This window comes from Mesorhizobium sp. M7A.F.Ca.CA.004.06.1.1, assembly GCF_003999135.1.
Classification (GTDB): Bacteria; Pseudomonadota; Alphaproteobacteria; order Rhizobiales; family Rhizobiaceae; genus Mesorhizobium.
Map to the genome: position 1 here is coordinate 1 of NZ_RZPQ01000034.1, position 18,415 is coordinate 18,415.

The 18,415-nt window shown below is 62.5% G+C and carries 14 protein-coding genes and 3 pseudogenes; 6 read left to right on the forward strand and 11 right to left on the reverse strand.

Annotated elements, in window-relative coordinates; genetic code table 11:
• From EN906_RS04350 to EN906_RS04360, 4 genes and pseudogenes are all read right to left on the reverse strand, one after another.
• Positions 1-1,798: DPP IV N-terminal domain-containing protein (locus EN906_RS04350; protein WP_127375076.1), on the reverse strand; the 1,798-nt coding region annotated here is incomplete at its 3' end.
• A 667-nt stretch (positions 1,799-2,465) separates the two neighbouring features.
• Positions 2,466-2,697: pseudogene (locus tag EN906_RS38100) on the reverse strand (IS5/IS1182 family transposase); the annotation flags it as partial.
• Positions 2,698-2,783: 86 nt separating this feature from the next.
• Positions 2,784-3,828 (reverse strand): annotated as a pseudogene (fni, locus tag EN906_RS04355) (type 2 isopentenyl-diphosphate Delta-isomerase).
• Between the two features lie 88 nt (positions 3,829-3,916).
• Positions 3,917-4,810, reverse strand: a pseudogene (locus EN906_RS04360) (hypothetical protein); the annotation flags it as partial.
• Positions 4,811-5,712: 902 nt separating this feature from the next.
• On the opposite strand from EN906_RS04360, the gene EN906_RS04370 reads away from it, so the two are divergent.
• The 4 genes from EN906_RS04370 (at position 5,713) to EN906_RS04385 (ending at position 8,667) form a co-directional block, all read left to right on the forward strand.
• The gene (locus EN906_RS04370; protein WP_024505654.1) at positions 5,713-6,009 is read left to right on the forward strand and encodes a DUF2604 domain-containing protein; all 297 of its coding nucleotides are present in this window, start codon (positions 5,713-5,715) and stop codon (positions 6,007-6,009) included.
• Entirely contained in the window at positions 6,002-6,619 is a 618-nt protein-coding gene (locus EN906_RS04375) for a putative metal-binding protein (protein WP_024505653.1), read from the forward strand. The genes EN906_RS04370 and EN906_RS04375 overlap by 8 nt, the downstream gene beginning before the upstream one ends.
• 98 nt (positions 6,620-6,717) lie before the next feature.
• Positions 6,718-7,104, forward strand: coding sequence for a Mov34/MPN/PAD-1 family protein (locus tag EN906_RS04380; protein ID WP_236383243.1), 387 nt, complete (start codon positions 6,718-6,720; stop codon positions 7,102-7,104).
• Between the two features lie 3 nt (positions 7,105-7,107).
• Positions 7,108-8,667: an E2 ligase fold family C protein gene (locus EN906_RS04385; protein ID WP_024505651.1), complete on the forward strand. Its 1,560-nt coding sequence runs from the start codon at positions 7,108-7,110 to the stop codon at positions 8,665-8,667.
• Between the two features lie 206 nt (positions 8,668-8,873).
• On the opposite strand, the gene EN906_RS04390 is transcribed toward EN906_RS04385, so the two are convergent.
• The 7 genes from EN906_RS04390 to EN906_RS04420 all read right to left on the reverse strand — a co-directional run bounded on the left by EN906_RS04390 (position 8,874) and on the right by EN906_RS04420 (position 16,841).
• Positions 8,874-11,342: a S8 family peptidase gene (locus EN906_RS04390; RefSeq protein WP_024505650.1), complete on the reverse strand. Its 2,469-nt coding sequence runs from the start codon at positions 11,340-11,342 to the stop codon at positions 8,874-8,876.
• A gap of 17 nt (positions 11,343-11,359) precedes the next feature.
• Positions 11,360-12,346 carry an ATP-binding protein gene (locus EN906_RS04395; protein WP_024505649.1) on the reverse strand — a complete coding sequence of 329 codons (987 nt, stop codon included), beginning with the start codon at positions 12,344-12,346 and terminating at the stop codon, positions 11,360-11,362.
• Between the two features lie 355 nt (positions 12,347-12,701).
• Entirely contained in the window at positions 12,702-14,672 is a 1,971-nt protein-coding gene (rlxS, locus tag EN906_RS04400) for a relaxase/mobilization nuclease RlxS (protein ID WP_024505648.1), read from the reverse strand.
• Positions 14,673-14,850: 178 nt separating this feature from the next.
• Positions 14,851-15,534 carry a lytic transglycosylase domain-containing protein gene (locus tag EN906_RS04405; RefSeq protein WP_024505647.1) on the reverse strand — a complete coding sequence of 228 codons (684 nt, stop codon included), beginning with the start codon at positions 15,532-15,534 and terminating at the stop codon, positions 14,851-14,853.
• Complete coding sequence (locus tag EN906_RS04410; protein WP_024505646.1) at positions 15,522-16,070, reverse strand: S26 family signal peptidase; 549 nt, start codon at positions 16,068-16,070, stop codon at positions 15,522-15,524. Before EN906_RS04410 ends, EN906_RS04405 begins: the two co-directional genes overlap by 13 nt.
• A complete protein-coding gene (locus EN906_RS04415; protein WP_024505645.1) occupies positions 16,067-16,336 on the reverse strand; it encodes a helix-turn-helix domain-containing protein in 270 nt (89 codons plus the stop codon). The genes EN906_RS04410 and EN906_RS04415 overlap by 4 nt, the downstream gene beginning before the upstream one ends.
• Positions 16,337-16,517: 181 nt before the next feature.
• Entirely contained in the window at positions 16,518-16,841 is a 324-nt protein-coding gene (locus EN906_RS04420; RefSeq protein WP_024505644.1) for a DUF736 domain-containing protein, read from the reverse strand.
• Between the two features lie 1,010 nt (positions 16,842-17,851).
• Here EN906_RS04420 and EN906_RS04425 point away from each other — a divergent pair.
• Together EN906_RS04425 and EN906_RS04430 are read left to right on the forward strand one after the other, a co-directional pair.
• Complete coding sequence (locus EN906_RS04425; protein ID WP_024505643.1) at positions 17,852-18,160, forward strand: hypothetical protein; 309 nt, start codon at positions 17,852-17,854, stop codon at positions 18,158-18,160.
• A gap of 101 nt (positions 18,161-18,261) precedes the next feature.
• On the forward strand, positions 18,262-18,415 hold a 154-nt coding region (locus EN906_RS04430; RefSeq protein WP_164750074.1), incomplete at its 3' end, for a co-chaperone GroES.

Here is an 18,415-nt window from a genome sequence, read left to right on the forward strand (position 1 = left end):
ATCCTGCGTCCTTCAGATTCTTCCAAGCAACATCATGGAAGGCGCGGGAGCGGTTGTTGGTGCCCATGCCGTCGATCTGAGCAACGACGAAGCCCAGCTGCGTGAGCGGCTCTGTCCACCGCGAGAAGGATTTTGGGACGAAGGAGCCGTGGGGTCCAGCATAGATATTCTCCACAACCGGGTATTTCTTCGTCGGGTCGAAGTTGGCTGGCAGGTGGAGCACGCCCCAGATGTCAGTTTTGCCGTCGCGCCCCTTGGAATGGAAACTGAGCGGCGGCTGCCAGCCTGCGGCGACGAGCTCAGAAATGTCGGCCGTCTCGATCTGCTGGAGCTTGGCATTGTCGCTGGCGCGGTAGAGTGCCATGCGCGGGGGCAGATCGATGCGTGACCAGAGATCGACATAATAGCGCCTGTCAGGCGAGAACTCGATATGGTGGTTGGCCGGTTCGGGCGTCAGTGCAGTCAGTCCCTTGCCGTCAAAGCCGATGCGGTAAGCATGGACCCAATAGGGGTCCTCCTGCGAGTTCATCCCGCTCGCCTCGAACCAGATCTGACGCTTGACCGGATCGACATGGTTGACCCTCCGGACGACCCACTCACCTCGCGTGATCTGGTTTTCGAGCGCGCCTGTCCGGCCGTTGAAAAGATACAAATGCTCATACCCGTCGCGCTCTGATGCCCAGATGATCTCCTTCCCGTCATCGACATCGTAACGGAAGATTTTTCCGGCATCCTCCTGGCCATGCCCCAGCGGCAAATAATCAACGAATGTCTCGCTGGTCTCATCGATCAGGGAGCGCCCGCGGCCCGAGGCGGCGTCTACCTCGACCAGGCGATAAAGCTGATGCCCGCGCTGGTTATATTCGAAAGTGAAGCCGCGGCTGTCCGCCCACCACCGGAGAGGGGAAAGTTCGAAGACGTTCGAGAAGAGGGCACCGTCAATCACGATCTGGCGCCGGCCGGCAATGTCGAACAGGACTGGCTGGGGCAGCGGAAGGACATCGCCCGGCCTGGGATAGAATTTTGTTGAATATTCCCGCTCCAACTGGTCCGTCGAAGAATTGAGGTAGCGGACCTCTCGCCTATAGCCGGGGCGAACAAGGTAAGCGGCGAGGTGGCGCGAGTCCGGCGACCAGCTCAGCGTCGAAAAGACGTAGCAATTGCCTTCGGCTCCGTCCCGGCTCAGAGGAACATCCTGCAATCCGTCCTCGCTGCGCAGGAAAACGTTGCAGTTCTTGATATAGGCGATCCATTTGCCGTCGGGCGACGCGTTGCTCTTGTCGGGGTTGTTCTCCGCTGGCGGCGTGTAGCGGTGGCTGAGCTCCCTACGGTCCCCTTTCCTTGCATCGAATGTGGTGCTGGTACAGTCATAGCTTGCAAGGTCGCAGCTCCACCGGGTGTCTTCAATCTGGAAGTCGAGCCTGCGACCATCCTCACTCAGTTCGAAACGGTCGAACGGAAGATTGCCGGCTTGATAGCTCTCATGGCTCACCTTGTTTAGCGCTGCCGCCAGACGCGCCTGATCGAAAGCGGGCCGCTTGAAACCCGTGGCAGCATCGACCTGCATGAACTGCTGCTCGCCGTGGCTAGTCCGGCGGTAGACGAAGGCTTCACCCCCGGTCAGCCAGAAAGGCATTTTGGGGACATTGACAGTGAGCCCGCCATATCGTTCGTTGATCGTAAGTGCGCGCTTGAAATCGGCCGGCGCTAGCGTCGGGTGTAAACTTTTCGAACCCTTGGCCAGCGTCTGAGTTGCCGATCGCCATGCGGCGCGCGTCAAAGCGCCGATCCTGGACATACCTGTTCACTTCTTTCGGTTTTCGGAATGCTAATTTTGAAGTTGGGTTCTCGTCGCCGGTCTGCAGCAGCGCCGAAGCGTCGCCTTGGAGGAGAGCCAGCACGCGGGTGCAGCCAGGCACGCGCAACAGGGGCGCTCCTTGGACATCCAGGCACTGGTTCGGGTGCCGATTGAAGAGTTGGCGTCCGCCGCCGAAACAACCAGGAAAGAGCGTCCATGCAGCCCTGACGCGACTATTTCCCCGCGAGTATGGCCGCTTGCTTTTCTGCATCATCTGAAAGGTCCTGCTCTAGTCGGGCCGGATGTCACCCCGGCAGAAATCATTGTGCTATTTCGACAATCTCCGAGCGATTGCCGCCGGCCCATGACGAGGTTTACCGATAGGGCGCAATATGCGTGCCAAAGGAAAAGCGGTTTAAATACACGGCAATCCGCCTATGTCGCATCCCCAACATCGTCGCACACCGGACAATGCCGGACGAAATTGTCCCGGGGCGTCAAATTGGTTTGATGGTGACCCAAGGAGTTCTGGCTTTATCTGAGGCGTTCGGCCTTTTTCGAAAGCCGGACTCTTCGCGCGTTTCCGACGGCCCGAAGCGCCTGATCAAAGCTGACGGCATTCCCGGGTCTTGGCCTTGCCACAGCAGCACCTGCTGCATCAATTCCGACGGACGCTGTAGAACACCTGCAACACACGGCCCGCAGCAATTTCTCCGGCGCAACGCTGGGGCGACCGCCTTTGGCACTGCAGGCGTACATGCCGGAAAGGATGCCGTCTAGCCGCACCAGCGCTCCATTGATCATCAGCCGGTGCGGGCACCAGGATGACCGGCTGGAACGAAATCTTCCAACCGCTTCATCGTGAACAGCTGCTCCATGAACACATCGCTCCCGTCAATCGAGCCGTCTCGCCAGGGGGATCAATAGTCTGTCTTTGGCGTAGGTATTTCAGCAGCCTGCTGTTAGCGTGCGGACGACGCCGACATCAACCGGCGGACAAATGCGACGAGGGCAACAAGCGCGCCTGACGCAACGCCGCCAGATCAGCCGAGCCCGTGCAGAAGCAGGCGACGGCCAACTGGCGGATGACGATCTCGAAATGCGCGACAACGGCCCCGGTGGACACTGTCGCCGCGCCCAGCACGCTGGCCGCCTGCCCGGCGATGTCCGCGCCCAGGCGGATGGCCTTGGCCACGTCGACGCCATCGCGGATCCCGCCCGACGCGATCAGCTTCACCGTTGGCAGCGCCCGACGCACCGCCTGCACGCTGGTCAGGGTGGAATCCCCCAATCGGCGAATGACATCGCCACTGCACGGTCGGCGGCATTGCGGGCGCGCTCGCCCTCCACTGCGGCCCAACTGGTGCCGCCGGCGCCGGCGACATCGATTACCGCCACGCCCGCCTCGACGAGCGCACAGGCACCGAGGCGGACAGGCCCGCCCCCACTTCCTTGGCCACCATCGGCACGCCCACGATGCGCGCGGCGCCAGCGATCAGCGCCAGGACGCCGCGCCAGTTCGCGGTCGCCCTCCGGCTGTACCGCTTCCTGCAGCGGATTGAGATGGACGATGAGCCCATCGGCCTCCAGCGCGTCCACCGCGCGACGCGCCAGGTCCAGGCCGTCGGCCTCCCGCAGTTGCGCGGCGCCGATATTGGCCAGCAAGGGAATGTCTGGCGCCAGGCGGCGCAGCGCGCGCGTTAGCCCCTGGGAGTTGCGGGATTGCAGGCTCACACGCTGCGAACCGCACATGGCGATCCCCAAGGCTTGCGCTGCCTCGCTCAAATGCCGGTTGATGGCCTCGGCCCGTGGCATGCCGCCGGCCATAGAGCTGATCAGCAGCGGCGCGCGCATAGCCTTGCCCAGCAGCGAGGCGCGCAGGTCGATCTGCGTCAGGTCCAACTCGGGCAGTGCGCAGTGTTCGAAATGGATGTACTCCCAGCCAGCGGCCACCGTGGCCGGCGCCGTTCGCCGATCCAGCACGATGTCCAGATGTTCGTCCTTCCCCGGCTCAGGGCGGTGTCGCTCATGCTCGCTCCATCCGTAGCAGCGGGCGACGGCGTTGCGTCGGATCGAACCGACGGCAGCGCGCCCAAGCCGCCGCCTCCGGCGCGTCCAGGCCGACGCACGCTGGCCTCCCCCTGCAGCGTCGCTGCGATAGCGGCTGGTCGAAGTCTGGTAGTACTGCGCGCGGATCGCCGCCATCGCCTCGATCAACGGTCCCCACGGCGCGGGAAAGCATTCTTCCGCCATCACCCGGTGCAGCATGCGCGTATGGCCGGCCAACTCGTCGTTGAGGAACTCAACCACAGGCATAGCCGGATAGCGCTGCAGAAGCAGGATCGCCGCGTTATCGCCGGCCGACCTGTCCTTGTCGCGTCCATGCAGATCGTTCTGCAGGCGCCCTATCACTGAGATGAGCCGCAGGACCTGGCGAAACGCTGGACGCGCGCGCAAGGTCGCCATGTCCAGCCCCCACAGCAGCGACAGGCAACAGAACACGGTCCCGTAAGCGATCGAATCGATGCCGTTGTGCAGGTACTCGGCGTAAGACCAGCGTCGCGCCCCTGCCGCCTGCGCGTGTCCGGCGCGCAGCGCCGCGCAGTAGCACCGGGTATAGTCGAGAAGCCGAGCATAGTCGTGACGATCGTAAGCGAGCGCAGCCAGCGAAGCGCGCAGCTGAGCGCAGCCCTCGAATCCGGAGAGCACGCACGGTACGCCGTGCCCCAGCGCCTGCTCCAGGGCGGCGAGCTGCTCCGGCGCGATCAGGCCAACGTCGTTGCAATCGTCTAGCCAGAACAGCAGCGCCAGTTCGCGATAGAACGCCACGATCAGCGTTTCGTCCTGCGGATCGCGGCCGGTGCGGGCGCTGGTGTCGCGCAGGCTCGGGTGAATGCGTTGCAGGATATACTGGCCGCCCCTTACCGCTTCCTCAGCATGCTCATCCGCGAAACCGGTCAGGGCACGCCCCCACTCAAGCACCTGCTGCAGCGCGCGTTCGGTCTGGATCATGGCGCCGCCCCTGCTCCCTCGGCTACGACGCGCCGCCCACAACGAAGCGCCAGCCACAACCCGGCGAGACCGCATCTCCGCGCCATAACGGCGATCGCGAAGTTATCGATCCGATTGCCAGTTGCTGATGCAAGCTCTTGTGAACGGCCGTTAGGACCGGCCCGCAGCCTCGCCGGCAGTATCGAGCAATCCGCTTGCGCCGGCTCGCCATAGCAGGCGAGGACGGCAAGGTCGCCGGCGGCAAACGCACGCGAGCACATTGCAAGCGACATCCGCGAACGCGGCGCCGACTGGTCAGCCTCCGCCTCGGTGCCCGCATATGTCCGCGAGTCGAGCAGCGCCTTCGCCACGAAATGAGCAGAACGCCTTACGAGCATCGACCGCCGGCTGCTGCGCATGGGCGATGATGAGGCATGGTCTCGCAGCGGACCCGTTCCGACAGATGCTGCACCAGGGACGAGGCGACCTTATCCAACAAGGCACCACTTGCGCTGTTTGTGGAGACGAGCGTCGGCTGCATCCATGCGGCTGCTTGAGTGGTGAAGACTCTGAACGACGGTTCCTACGGCGCTGCCGGCGCAATCGGCTGCTTGGGGGACGCGTGACGCAGTCAAAGCTCCCCTTGCCAAGCACGGAGCAGGCGAGTGAGAGAGCAGATGAATAGGCGTGTCGCCAATATTTTTGCATTGCTCTAATCGATTATAGTTGTGAGGAGCAATTTGAGACCATTTACTTGCGGCTCAAGTCACCCATAAAAGAAAGCAAGCACCGATTCGGTAGCTTATCCCCTGTCTTTCGCGTACTCGCGGCCGTGGCGCCGGGTGAACGATTGAAGACCGCCGGTCTCACTCGCAGGTGGGCGCCAGGGCGTGGGGCGGTTGGCAAGCCACAGGAGTAGGACAATGTCGAAGGATTCGGGTAAGGGCGATAATCACGGCGGCGGACCGGGCAAGATCGAGATCACGGTGGTGGTGAACGGCCAGCCCACGCAGGTCGAAGCCAATCCCAACCAGCCGCTTCACGTCATTCGTACCAAAGCCCTTGAGAACACGCAGAATGTCGCCCAACCAGCCGAGAATTGGGAATTCAAGGATGAGGCCGGCAACTTGCTCGATGTCGACAAGAAGCTTGGCGACTTCGGTTTCCCGAATACTGTGACCCTGTTCCTCAGCCTGAAGGCGGGCGTCGCAGGTGCCTAAACACCAAAGTGTGGATCCGGAGGTCTCCCGAGCGAAGTTTGATCGGGAGATCGGCCGGTTCCGGCCATATGCTGATGTCTATCGGGCTCAGGGCTGCTTCTTGATCGAGGCGACCTTTCCGCGCGCTTTCTTCATTTTCGCCAGCCCCAAGTTAAAGCCACGGGTGGTCAGCGCAGCGAGCGAGGTCGACTTCACCGACTACGACTTAAGACCACCGTCCGTGGTCTTCGTCGATCCGTTTACGCGTCATCCGATTGCCCGGAAAGATCTATACCTGAAAATGCTTAGACGTCCGCCGCTGCCCGGAACGCCGCCGGAGATGATAGGAGCTCTCATCCAGCAGAACGCCGTGCCGCTGACGGACTTCATCCAGGCCAACAGTCCCGAGGACGAACCATTCCTGTGCATGGCGGGCGTCCGGGAATACCACGACAATCCAGCCCATTCAGGTGATCCATGGCTGCTTCATCGGGGTTCTGGCGAAGGCTGTTTGGCCTTCATCCTGGACAAGATCATCAAGTACGGAATCGTTCCTATAGAGCAGTTGCAGATTCAACTCCAACCGACAATCGTAGGAATGGTGGTATCCCCTCAGGCGATACAAGAATGACTGGTTTGAGAGATGTAACGATCGTGACTCTCCCGCGCGGCTGCATCTCGACCACGCATGGGCATCTGCGCTCAGTTGGTCGCGAGGGCAATGAGGGGATGGCGCTCTGGGTCGGCGTTCAGCAAGAGCGGCACTTTGCCGTAACAGAGACGGTTATCCCGGCGCAGCGTCACATTCGGACAAACGATGGCGTTTGCGTGATCGTTGCGGCCGAAGAACTGCACCGGCTCAATGTCTGGCTCTACAAAAGCGGCCTGAAACTCTTGGCCCAGATTCACAGCCATCCGGGCCGCGCCTACCATTCGACGACGGACGACGCTTATGCGGTTGCTACCACGGTTGGGTGTCTGTCGCTGGTCGTGCCGAATTTCGCCCGCGAGCCTTTCGATTTTGCTCGGGTCGCCGCCTATCGGCTTGACGAAAAGGCCAAATGGAATGCGCTCCCTCCCGCGGCACTGTCGCGAATGATCATGATATCGAGTTGAACAATGGCATTCGCTAACTTCATCGATCGCGCCGCCACGGCGGCATCTCAGGTCCTGGCCGATTTTCATCTGGGAGACTTCAAAGCAGCTCTTGAAAAGCAGGTCGTGGCAGTCGCCTTCGACCATCAGGCCGCTTCCTGCGCCGAAGGCCAGGCGACACTAGATCTTGCGGTGAGATTGCTCGCTAGGCTCTACCCGGTTCTGGCGATACTCCCGCTGGACAGCGCGGCGAGCTCTCAAGCCCAAGCGCTGGAGCGCTTGGCAAAGTCGATCAATCCAAAAGTCGGCATCCGGCGTTCCGGCAAGTCTGCCACCGTCTGCGTCGTTGCAGGGGTAACGCGCCCATCACTCCGGTGCCCGATCTTTTTCGTGGGATCGGACGGTTGGGCGGCAAAGCTGTCGCGTACGGACCCGGTGGGCTCTGGCCCAAGTCTGCTGCCTTATGGAGCTGGCGCCGCCAGTTGCTTCGGCGCCGCCAACGTCTTTCGAACTATCTTCGCTGCCCAGTTGACCGGCGCCGAGTTGGACGAAACCATCGACCTCTCGCTATGCAGCTACGACAAGACCAAAGCCGGAGAGCCTGGCCCGATCGACTTCCCAGTCGACCTTGGCGAAACCCACCTCGTTGGGCTCGGTGCGATAGGCCATGGCTCGCTTTGGGCGCTAGCGAGACAACCCGATCTCAAAGGTCGTCTGCATGTAATCGATCACGAAGCGATCGAACTCTCAAACCTGCAGCGCTACGCATTGGCTGGCCAGGCGGAGATTGGTATGTCCAAAGCGGTTCTTGCAGCCACCGCCCTTAGATCGACTGCCCTTGAGGTCGAGGCGCACCCTCTGACGTGGGCAGAATATGTTGCGCGCCGGGGCAATTGGGTCTTCGACCAAGTGGGTGTGGCGCTTGACACCGCCGCCGACCGTCTGGCTGTCCAAGGTGCACTGCCGCGATGGATCGCAAACGCTTGGACGCAGGAGCACGATCTCGGTATCTCCCGGCATGGTTTCGATGACGGCCAGGCTTGCCTTTGTTGCATGTACCTGCCATCCGGAAAATCCAAGGACGAGCACCAGCTGATTGCCGAGGAACTCGGAATACCGGAAGCACACGAGCAGGTGAAAACGCTCCTGCAGACCAATGCCGGAGTTCCCAACGACTTTGTAGTTCGCGTGGCTACAGCGATGGCTGTGCCGTTTGAACCGCTAGCCCCGTTTGTTGGCCAGCCCCTGCGCTCCTTTTATCAGCAGGCTATCTGCGGCGGTCTGGTGTTCCAGCTTAGCGAAGGAAGTCGCCGCGTTCGAACTGTGGTTCCGATGGCCTTTCAGTCGGTGCTTGCCGGGATTATGCTTGCCGCGGATTTGGTCAAACATAGTGCGGGGTTTCCCATGAGCCCGACGACGAGCACTCGGGTGAATCTTCTGCGCCCCCTTGGCTCTCACTTGCACGATCCGAAGGCCAAGGACTCCAGCGGCCGCTGCATCTGTAGCGACGACGATTTCATTGCCGCTTACAGGCGCAAATACGGCGAGCGCGTTGATCAGGTAAGCGATGTCTCGGCCGCCTAAGCAGACGCGCACCTCTCTGTAGACGCAGGGGGCGCGGCTTGTGGGCGTGACCATGGGCGCCATTATGACACGCTTGGCCCGCTCCTTTGGCGGCCTATCGTCCTCCGCGCATGATCCCTGTTGCCGACGTGATGATCCAGCACCAGCCGCCATGGCACCAGAGGCTGGTCAAACCTCCGTTGTTGGCCGGTTTGGACAGTGCTGCATCAGGTCTCGACCGACGTCTCGACAGTCAGGGCTGCTTCGACGGGTGTGAAGATGTCAACATCGACCCCAGGCGCCCGAATCGTCACAATCAGGGCGTACCGAGCCAGAGCGTCGACGCGTTCCAGGTAAGGCTTCTCCTTCCACCAGCCCCCGACCGGGAACACGCCGATCGCGTCACGCTCGGCGAGATCGGCGGCGCTGCCCGACCAGAAATCGGCGTGCAACGAGCCGCGATCGCGGAAGGTGCCGAGCAGCCACTCTTCTCCGCCTCCAGCAGGCGCCCCTTCCTCCTCGTCCCGAGCGGCCTGATTGATGCGGGCTCGGAATTCGTCGACTGTCTCGGTCGCTGACTTTACTCTGAACCGAAGACCATGGGACGCGTAACGATGCCGGCGGGTCCATCCGCGTTCACCGGGGTTGGGTTCGATGAAATAGGACAGCGTGACGCGGAGCTCGACCTGGGCAGCGCCGAGCGCCGCGAGCTGCTCCTTCGGCCAAGGCAGGCGATGCAGCTTCATGTCACGCGTTTTGGCAGCCGCGCCGCCCTCGCGCTGGAAAGGCTGAAGCTCATCTTCAACGATAAGCGTGAGGTCGTTCACCGTTGACAGAAGCGCGCGCCCAAGATCTGGCACGCCGTAACCATAGCGCCGCACGAGCGCCTGGATCTCGCCCTTCGCTCCGTTGCACGCATCGATGCGTGCGCGCATCGCCGGAGTCCATTCGGCCGAGTGGACGATCAGGGCGCGAACCGTTTCAGGCCACAGCTCGGGGCGCGCTGATAGAATCAGTCCCGCCATCCGTGCGGCATGGGCCGTTGCCGCGCTCGTATCTCCGAGGGTGGTGAAGTGGCGCAGTTCGGGTCGATAGAAAGTGGTCAATATCTGCAGATCGTCGATCGGCTCGCCAGGCAACACACCGTCATGGGCGAGATTGCCGCCTTCGAAGACGACCTCGGGCTTCACCGGCCACTGCCTGTCCCAAACGACCGAAGTGCGACTGCGCGGCGAGAGCTCGCCGACCGGCGCGATCGGAGCGTAGCCCGCAAAGTCGGTGTCAATGATATCGACCTTTTCTGTGAAAGCGCCGACCGTCAGCGCATTCCAGGCCTGAGAAGGATCATCGACTGCTTCCAGATCGTTGCGCGTCAAATGCTCGGCCGGCATGAGGTCATCGCCGATGTTGCCGGCAGAGAGAACGATCAAGCGTCGCTGCTCCTCTTCGAAACAGAGTTGGTCGATAGCGGCAGACCACGATGTGGGCCTTCCACGCGCCGGACTGGCGCTTGTCACAGCCATTGCGATCGCGCGGCGGCGCTCCGGCGCCTGCACCTCGGCGCGGGCGATCGCTTCCGCGGTGATCGCGCCATAGAGTTCTGGATCGTTTGCCTCGTCTTCTGGCGGAAGGATACGGACACTCTCCAGCCGAAAGGGCAATGGAACTGGATCGCCTCCGACCAGGAGCGGGACCAGATCACCGTACAGGCCGACACCTGCCATTCGCGTCCCGTGGCCGCTCCACGCAGGTGTGTCGTCGCTGCCCCATGCCGGTTTGACGGTGTGCCAGTCTTCAACGGCAAGTGCGGGTTCGATCAACGGGTGGGTGCGACGTACGCCGCTGTCGAGAATGCAGACCGCAATATCGGATTGAGGCGGTCTGACGCGCCCGAGAAGCTCGTCGCTCCAGTCCCTTTGCTCCGCGCCACCAAGGCCCATGAAGAAGGACGGCGTATCCTTCGCGCGCCGCAGCTCGGCGACGACATCGCTGTGCGCAATCATGCGGTCGAGCATTGCCGTGCTGGCGAGTGCCAGCATGACCACCCGCTCCGGAAACCTGACCGCATGCGTGCGCAAAGTGATGTTCAGGGCTTCGGCAATGTGCTCGAAGTTCTCGCGGCGACCGTCGCGCAGCCAGACTTCCCACCACACCTGCTCGTCAGCGGCCTGGGGGAAGAGGTCGTCGTGGTCGGTAAACAACGATCGTGCAGTCGCCAGCCTGACTGTCTCCATGCGGGAGACGAGCGGCTCGTTGCGCGGTCTGCCGCGGTCAGTGTCAACGTCTCGATACGCCTCGACTTTCCGCAAATAATAGGCTTGCGCGCTTTGCGGCAGGAACACCGACGCTGTGATGGGAGCACCGGGTTGAGTTGGCTCATGGACGGCGACCAGCTCCATGTGCCGGCGACGATCGGCCAACTGGTCGAGGGCCGCCCGTCCGGACATGGGCAGATCGATCTCGAGGTAAAAGCCAGGCGTGCCGACCGACAGCTGGGGGTCACGCGCCGCAATCTGCTGGCGTGCACTTTCGACCGCTTGTTCGATGGATTGCGTCAAGGCCGCAGCATGCGACGCCCGATCACGCGCCGGCAGCGGCGGTGCATGTATAAGTTGGTTGGGCCGCCGATAGGCTTCCCGAATGCCGTTGTTGCGAAGGTGGATATGGGCGCGGTCGCGCGGAAAATCGTCTGCCATTATGATCTGTGCTGTCGCTACTCAGACAGCGAAGCCTGCCGGCGTTCCTTCAGAGCGTCGATGAGCGCTTCCGAGGTGATCCGCTTCCCCCCCCGCAATATGATGGTTTTTGCAGCGTCGTCGGCCGCGCGGGTGATCTCGGCCTGCGACAGTCTCTCTGCCTGAGAGATCGCCTCGTTCCAGGCAAGCCCTCTGGTGTCGAAGCGGTCGAGTCGAGCCCGAAGCAGCGCCTCGATAATCGGCCGATCGGGCACGGCGTATTCGATGACATCGTCGAAACGGCGGAACAAAGCTCTGTCGAGCAGCTCGGGATGATTTGTTGCCGCAATAATCAGGCTGTGGCTGTCGTCTTGCTCGAGAAACTGCAGAAACGAATTCAGCACGCGCCGAATCTCGCCAACATCCTGGCGTTCGCCTCGACGCGCGCCGATGGCATCGAATTCGTCAAAGAAGTAGACGCCCCGCGTCGCCTGCATTGCATCAAAAACAAGCCGCAGCTTTCCGGCAGTCTCTCCCATGAACTTGGTGATCAAACCATCGAGGACGATCATGAAAAGGGGCAGATGAAGCTCCCCGGCCAATGCCGATGCGGTCATCGTCTTGCCTGATCCTGGCGGGCCGACCAGAAGCAGTTTGCGACGGGGAACAAGCCCGTGCTCGCGCAAGCTTGCTTGTTGGCGCTGCTCTCCCAGCACGCGGTGCAGGCGCGAGCGCAGACTGTCCGGCAAAATCATGTCCGTCAGTCGCAGGTCCGGATAGCGCACATGCAGGAGGCCTGCGAGTTCGCCCTTTGGCTGAAAAAGGGGAACCGGCCGACTGCTCTTGGCAATCCGGGCGTCCCTGCTCTTGGCTGCGTCGACCAGATCCTTGAGCTCCTGAGCAAGCTTGCCATGGCCTTGACGTGCCTCATGCGCAGCAAGCTGCATCGCGATAGAGAGGAAACGATCCTCGTCGCCGGCAATGTGGCTTTTAAGCAGCGTCACGATATGGCGGGCCGTGGTCATGGCTCTCTTCTGGGGTATCCGTTTACTTGGCGAAGCGCATGCAACCTAAACGCTTTCAACGGCGATTTGTAACGCGCAATGGTGTTTTTTCTCTTGTCGATGTTCGCCCGTGGCAACTTCAGCGGTGAACTGTTGCGCCGCGGTCATAGGCCAGCCGGAATAACGCCGGCCAGCAGACAACAGTCCGCATCTTCGAGCGCTCGAAGTCTGGCCACTCACGCAGCGTGTCGGGTCCGAACGCTCCAAAGCCGCCCCGCCTGGCAGGTCCATGCGACCGATTGCGGGCGTGCGGCCATAAGGTCTACGCGGGCTCGCATGGCTGCCCGCGCCGCTGGCTAAAAAGCTGTACACCATCTCACGAAACACCAGGTCCGCTCCTTTGCCGGCCGACGGTCCATGAAATCCCCTCCCCACTCACGACACCGGAGACCTCCTTGCCCACATGGCGCTCAAGCACCGGCCGCCATGGCACCAGCGTGAACTCGCGCGACTTTTCAACGACGGCATATTTTCCGCTGGCAAGCTCGACGGAGCGGCGGAGCGTACCCTCTACTCGTCCTCCGGATCGCGCTTCGGCATAGGGCAGGCCAAGTTCCTCCGACAGTTGGCCAGCAACACGGTTCAGTTCTCGCTGGCGCAGGATCGAAAGCATGTTGGCTCGATAGACGATCCCATCCTGTTCTTTATGCGCGAGGCCTTGCGCGATCAGCCACTGCCGCCGGCGAGCTTGCGCCTCTCTCACGTCGCGGCCGAAGCCGGATCCGTGCAAAGGCTCGGGTCTATCGGCAACCAGCTCCCGGTCGAGCCAGGTGGCGCCGTTGAAGCTGACCTGTCGCTCCAGCGCCATTGAGGAGAGCTTGTCGGCAACGACAGGCTCGGCCCTGGCCCGCTGGCCCTCATAATTCGCGACGCGATCGAGATGGTCCGGCGCGATGAGCCAGGTGCCGTTCGGCTCTCGCTCGACGCCGCCGGTCGCGCGGCGGATCGCCTCCAGCCGCCGCACATGCGTTCGCGCAAAGCTCTCGGTGGCGGATGGGTCATGCTTCAGGTGCATATCGACGTCGTAACGGCCGCCATGCGCGGCGGCGATTTCGGCGATGGTACGATCGACCTGCCTCGGCTCGGTGTTCCTTGGCGCGACACGCACGATGCAGCCATTAGGCATCGTTTCCATCGCCTCGCCTCTACCGATGTTGATCCAATGGCTCTTACCGTCGACGGCGTCGACGATCATGTAATGGCGGTCATTGATCTCGTCGGCCAGTCCACGCGCGACAACGCGACCGACGAGAGACTGGACGGGCTCGCCGGATCGATCGTGGATCACCCAGTCGGCGGCCCTGCGGGCAAGCCCCTTGCCGGTCAGTTCGCGGTGCATGGTCTTGATGATGTCGCCGCGTTCGCCGGTGCGGCGCAGCGTGGCTTCGAGCTCATCGTCGAGGCGCCAGGAGCCAGCGCCGACCTCCGCGGCCAGACCCATCCGCTCGAGCTTGCGCAGCCGTCCCTGGTGCAGCGTCTGGCGAATGGCGTCGGGACCGCCCGGCGAGACCAGGCCGTCATCATCACGCATGCTGAGCAGCCGACGGTCGATGCTGGTGAAGCGTTCCTGCTCCATTTCCCGGCGCAGGCGAAGCTCAATCTCGCGGTCGGTTCGCGGACCGAGATCGAGGCTGACCAGCTCGGCCGCCCGCTCGCGGATGCCAGATGAGATATATTCGCGCGCGATGACCAGGTTCTCGCCACGGTCGTCCCTGCCACGGACGATGATGTGGCTGTGCGGGTGGCCGGTGTTGAAATGATCGACCGCGACCCAGTCGAGCTTCGTGCCGAGGTCTTCCTGCATCTGCGCCATGAGCCGCCGCGTCAGCGCCTTGAGGTCGTCGTACTCGATGCCGTCTTCGGCAGCGACGATGAAGCGGAACTGATGGCGGTCGCCGTCCGCGCGATCGATGAACGCCTTGCCGTCGACGCGGCCGCTGTCGGCGCCGTAGAGCTCGCCAGGTTCACCTTCGCGGGTGACCCCGTCGCGCTGAAGATAGCGTAGATGGGCACGCGCCCCGTCCGCGCCCTTGCCGGCGAGCTTGACGACCCGCGCCTTGACGATCACCCGGCGCTGGCGGAAGGCGGCATACCGGTCGCGCGATTTCAGCAGTGCGGCGGCCGCCCCGCCGCGCCCTGTCCGGCTTCCTGTGAAGCGACCACCGCGTTGCGGCCGGCCGCCAGCCCGGTTGATCGCCGCACGAACCTGGCCGGCATAGCGTTTGCCGGCCTTCGAGCCGCGCGACCCGATTTTGCCGAGCTTCGGCCTGAACTCGTCATCCTTAATGCGAGCCTCCCAGACATATCAAGCAAAATCAGACACTTACACGTCCAACCCTCTTGGCACCGGCGGCAGCCTCCCGGAAAAACGATGTGCAGACAAAGATTTAACCGCCTCCTGGAGGCGGTACCTTTATCTTGCCGTACGCGCCCAGCCCCGCCAGACGCGCCCCCGTCCGCCATGGCTAACGCACCGGCTCCTTCGGCTGCGCGCCGTCCTTGCCGAGCGGCACGAAGAGATCGCCGTTTCGCACGCCTGAGTGAACACCGTCATGAATGAAGAACAGCGACCGTCCGAGAGGAGCGATTTGCGCCTTTGGAGCGACAGATTGGCTTTCGAACGCCTCGATGTCGGCCGCCGAAACTCCGGCCGCCTTGAGTTGGTCGAGGTACTCGACGGTCTCTTCTGGCAGCGGTTTGCCACGCTTCAAATGCTCGTCGTAGCGCTCGGGACCGGCATTGTAGGCGCCAAACAGGCCAGGAAATCCGAAGCGGTCATACATGGCACTGAGATAGGCCGTGCCGGCCAGGATATTGTCGCGCGGATCGTGGGGGTTAGGCCCAAGGCCGTGTTCGACCCGCATCTCTTCATAGGTGCCGGGCATCACCTGCATGAGGCCCATGGCGCCAGCGGGGGAGGTGATGGGGCGGCCGCCGCGCATTGTCTTGCCGCCGCTTTCGGCAGCCATGACGGCATAGATCCAGGCTTGGGGAATATGGAAGCGCCGGCTTGCTTCCGATACCAACGTCTGCCACTTTCGCAGCTGCGGACTTTGGGAGATGGCGACCGGCTCAGCGCCGGTCGAGGCGGAACAGGCGCATGGCGCAATGGCGATCATGCCCAACAAGAGGAGGGTCACTCGGTCCATAGTGGTACGAGCCTCCCGATGACATTTTGAGTGGGAACAGGCCCGAAATAGCGGCTGTCGAAGGAGCGGTTTTTGTCGCTGCCGAGCAGGAAAACCTCGTTATCCCCGAGCGCTCGGCAGCCGTTCCACCATGGCAAAGGTCGGCCTTCGGCGTCGATTTTGAGCCGGCGCGCGACGATGTCGCCGCCGATGATGATGGCGTCATTGAAGGCGCAGACATTATCGTCCGGCAGCGCTGCAAGACGTTTTGCCAGCGGCACATTGCGAGGCAGATAGCTGCGCTCGGCGGCGAGATACGCCGCGTATTCAGGCGGGCGCACGAGCACGAGATCGCCACGCGCCAGCGCTCCCGCAGCGATGCGGTAAAGGCCGATCGGCGCGCTGGCCGAGGCGTTCCAGACCAGCCAAGGGGCGGGCTTTCCCAGCGCCGTGAAGCCCAAAAGACCGAGACCGGCCGCGGCCAAGGCGACCGTCTTACGGGCTCGAACACGCCTCAGGCGGCTGCCGATCAGATGGATGGAAGGGCGCCGCCTCATGAACGGCCTCCCGTGCCGCCCTGGCCGGAACCGGCCTTGCCATCGCCGGCGATGGAGTGCTGCGGGTGTCCTTTCGACCAATGGTCGAGTTCGTCGATGTGATAGCGGACATAGCGGCCGTGCTTGCGGAATTTCGGGCCGCCGCCCTTGAGCCGCATCTTTTCGAGCGTGCGCTGGGAGAGCCCGATATAGAAGGCGGCTTGGGCTGTACTGAGAAACGGGCTGCCCTTTTTCGCGCGGGCCGCGCGTTCGTTTTCGTCGTCCATGATGATCCTCGTTTCGCTTCGGACAAGCGAGGGCGACGATGGGCGAGGGAGATCGTCTCGGGGACGGGCGAAGAGTCGGGGGAGAGTTTTCGCCGCCCTTTAGGGCGGACGGGGTTTGGGTGGAACTCCTGGGAATGAGCCCCGCGCCGGGGCTGCGGCGCGAGGCTCTTATCTCGGCCGGTCAGTCGGCCGGGTTCCAGATGATGGCGTAGGTGTCGTGATCGTCCTGGCCGGCGGCGCGGCCGAGATTGGCGTAGAGCTTGCGCGGTCCGAACTCCGGCGCTGCAATCGACAGGCTCACATAATCCTTGCCGGAAGTCTCGCCGGTGCGGATCCAGCCAGCGCCGACTTCGACCCCTTGCGTAAGCACCCGGAAGTCGGGATGGTTATCGGCGCTCTTGGCCTGGTTGGGGACGATATCGATGTCGGCGCGGACGCTGAGCGTCTTGAACTGGCCCTTGTAGGCGCCGTTTTCCTGCTTGTTGACGTAACCGATCGCGGTCATTTCGAAGTCTCCTTTTGTGGTTTCGCCGGGGACCATCCCCTGCGATGGCGCACCGTAATGGGCGCGTCAGGACCGCCTGAATCCGACAGGGCCGCAGCGACAGTGAAGGACCCGAGCGGGCAGCTTTTTTGTGAGCGAAGCGGCGCGAGGAAGCCGCCGCAGGCGGCGGGGAAAAAAGCTGATGGCGCGAGGGTTTCGGGCGGCCGGACCCGCCCATAGGTCGACAAGCCAGCCGCAGGGATGGTCCTTGGAGAGAGCATGGAGACCGCTCGCCAAGTGCGGTCTGTCAGCCAAGCAGGACGCCGGGATGAAACGGCCTGCAAAGATGCTGCGCCCTTATGCCGGATCGAGATCGTGCCAGCGGGTCGGGCGCCAGAGCAGACATCCGGCATGGTGCGATCTATGAAAGCAGGGCTCGCCAGCGGGAATTTGATACGCGAGGGGGCCAAAGTAAGGCTGGATGAGAAGCCGGTGCTACCTGCAGGTCCAGTGTCATGTGGCGGCGCTCGGGAAACCGCTACGCAATGTAACGCGCTCTTATGAGGCGAACAGACCGGCCCCAAAACCGATCGACCGGTGGTCGGCGCGAAACGCGTCATGCCTGTCCGAAAGCTGACAGTGGCAGAAGACGCATGTCGGGTTCCGCACAATTGACCATGCTGGATTTGTGAGGTTTTCAGGGAGAGCCATGCGTTCACTTCCCAGTGAGCTTTGGCACGGCATTTGCTCTTGATGTGGCAACACGGATCGAAGGTTGACTGCATGCACAAGCGCGAGATGAGCAATGCTCTCCTTTCCTGGAGGCTTGGCAGCAGATTCGATTTGACGTTGCGAGGAGCTTCAGCCGCTCGCGGCGGAAGTGATCTCAAATCTGAAGGCACCGTTGGGGCCGCAGCCATCAAACACATCTTTCTCTTTTTCGCAGCTCGTCTTCAACGCGATGCGGACTTCTTCGCGTCGACGGCGGCCGAAGGTGGAGAAGGGGCTCGACTTGCAAAAAGGAGTTGTCAATGACGTCTTACGTTCGCACCAACAGCCCGGCGCAGGTGCGCTCACTGTCCACCTTTGGCAAGCATCTGCAAAGGAGCGTGCTGACGGCGACGCTGCTTGCCGCGGCTTCGACGGGAAGTGAAGCGCAGCCCTATGTTCGTGCTGACGGCAGCACGATTGACGACTTGGAAGCGGCGCGCGCAAGTTGGCGTCATGACGCCGAATTCAATGGAAATGTGGGGCTCGCAGCCATCAACACGGATGCCGCGTATGCGTTGGGTTCCACGGGGAGGGGGCCAGAGCTCCTCGCCTGCCCTCGTCCGTCTTGACGAGTGCCCGATTACAGCCTACCTCACTATCGCGTTAGCACTCGTCCATCGCGAGTGCTAACAAAAACCCCTCAACATCCGCACCAGGGAAAAATCCGAAAATGGCAAAGTCGAAGTTCCGCCCGCTGCATGACCGCGTGGTCGTTCGCCGGGTCGAATCCGAATCCAAGACCGCTGGCGGGATCATCATCCCCGACACGGCAAAGGAAAAGCCGCAGGAAGGCGAGATCATCGCCGTCGGCTCCGGCGCTCGTG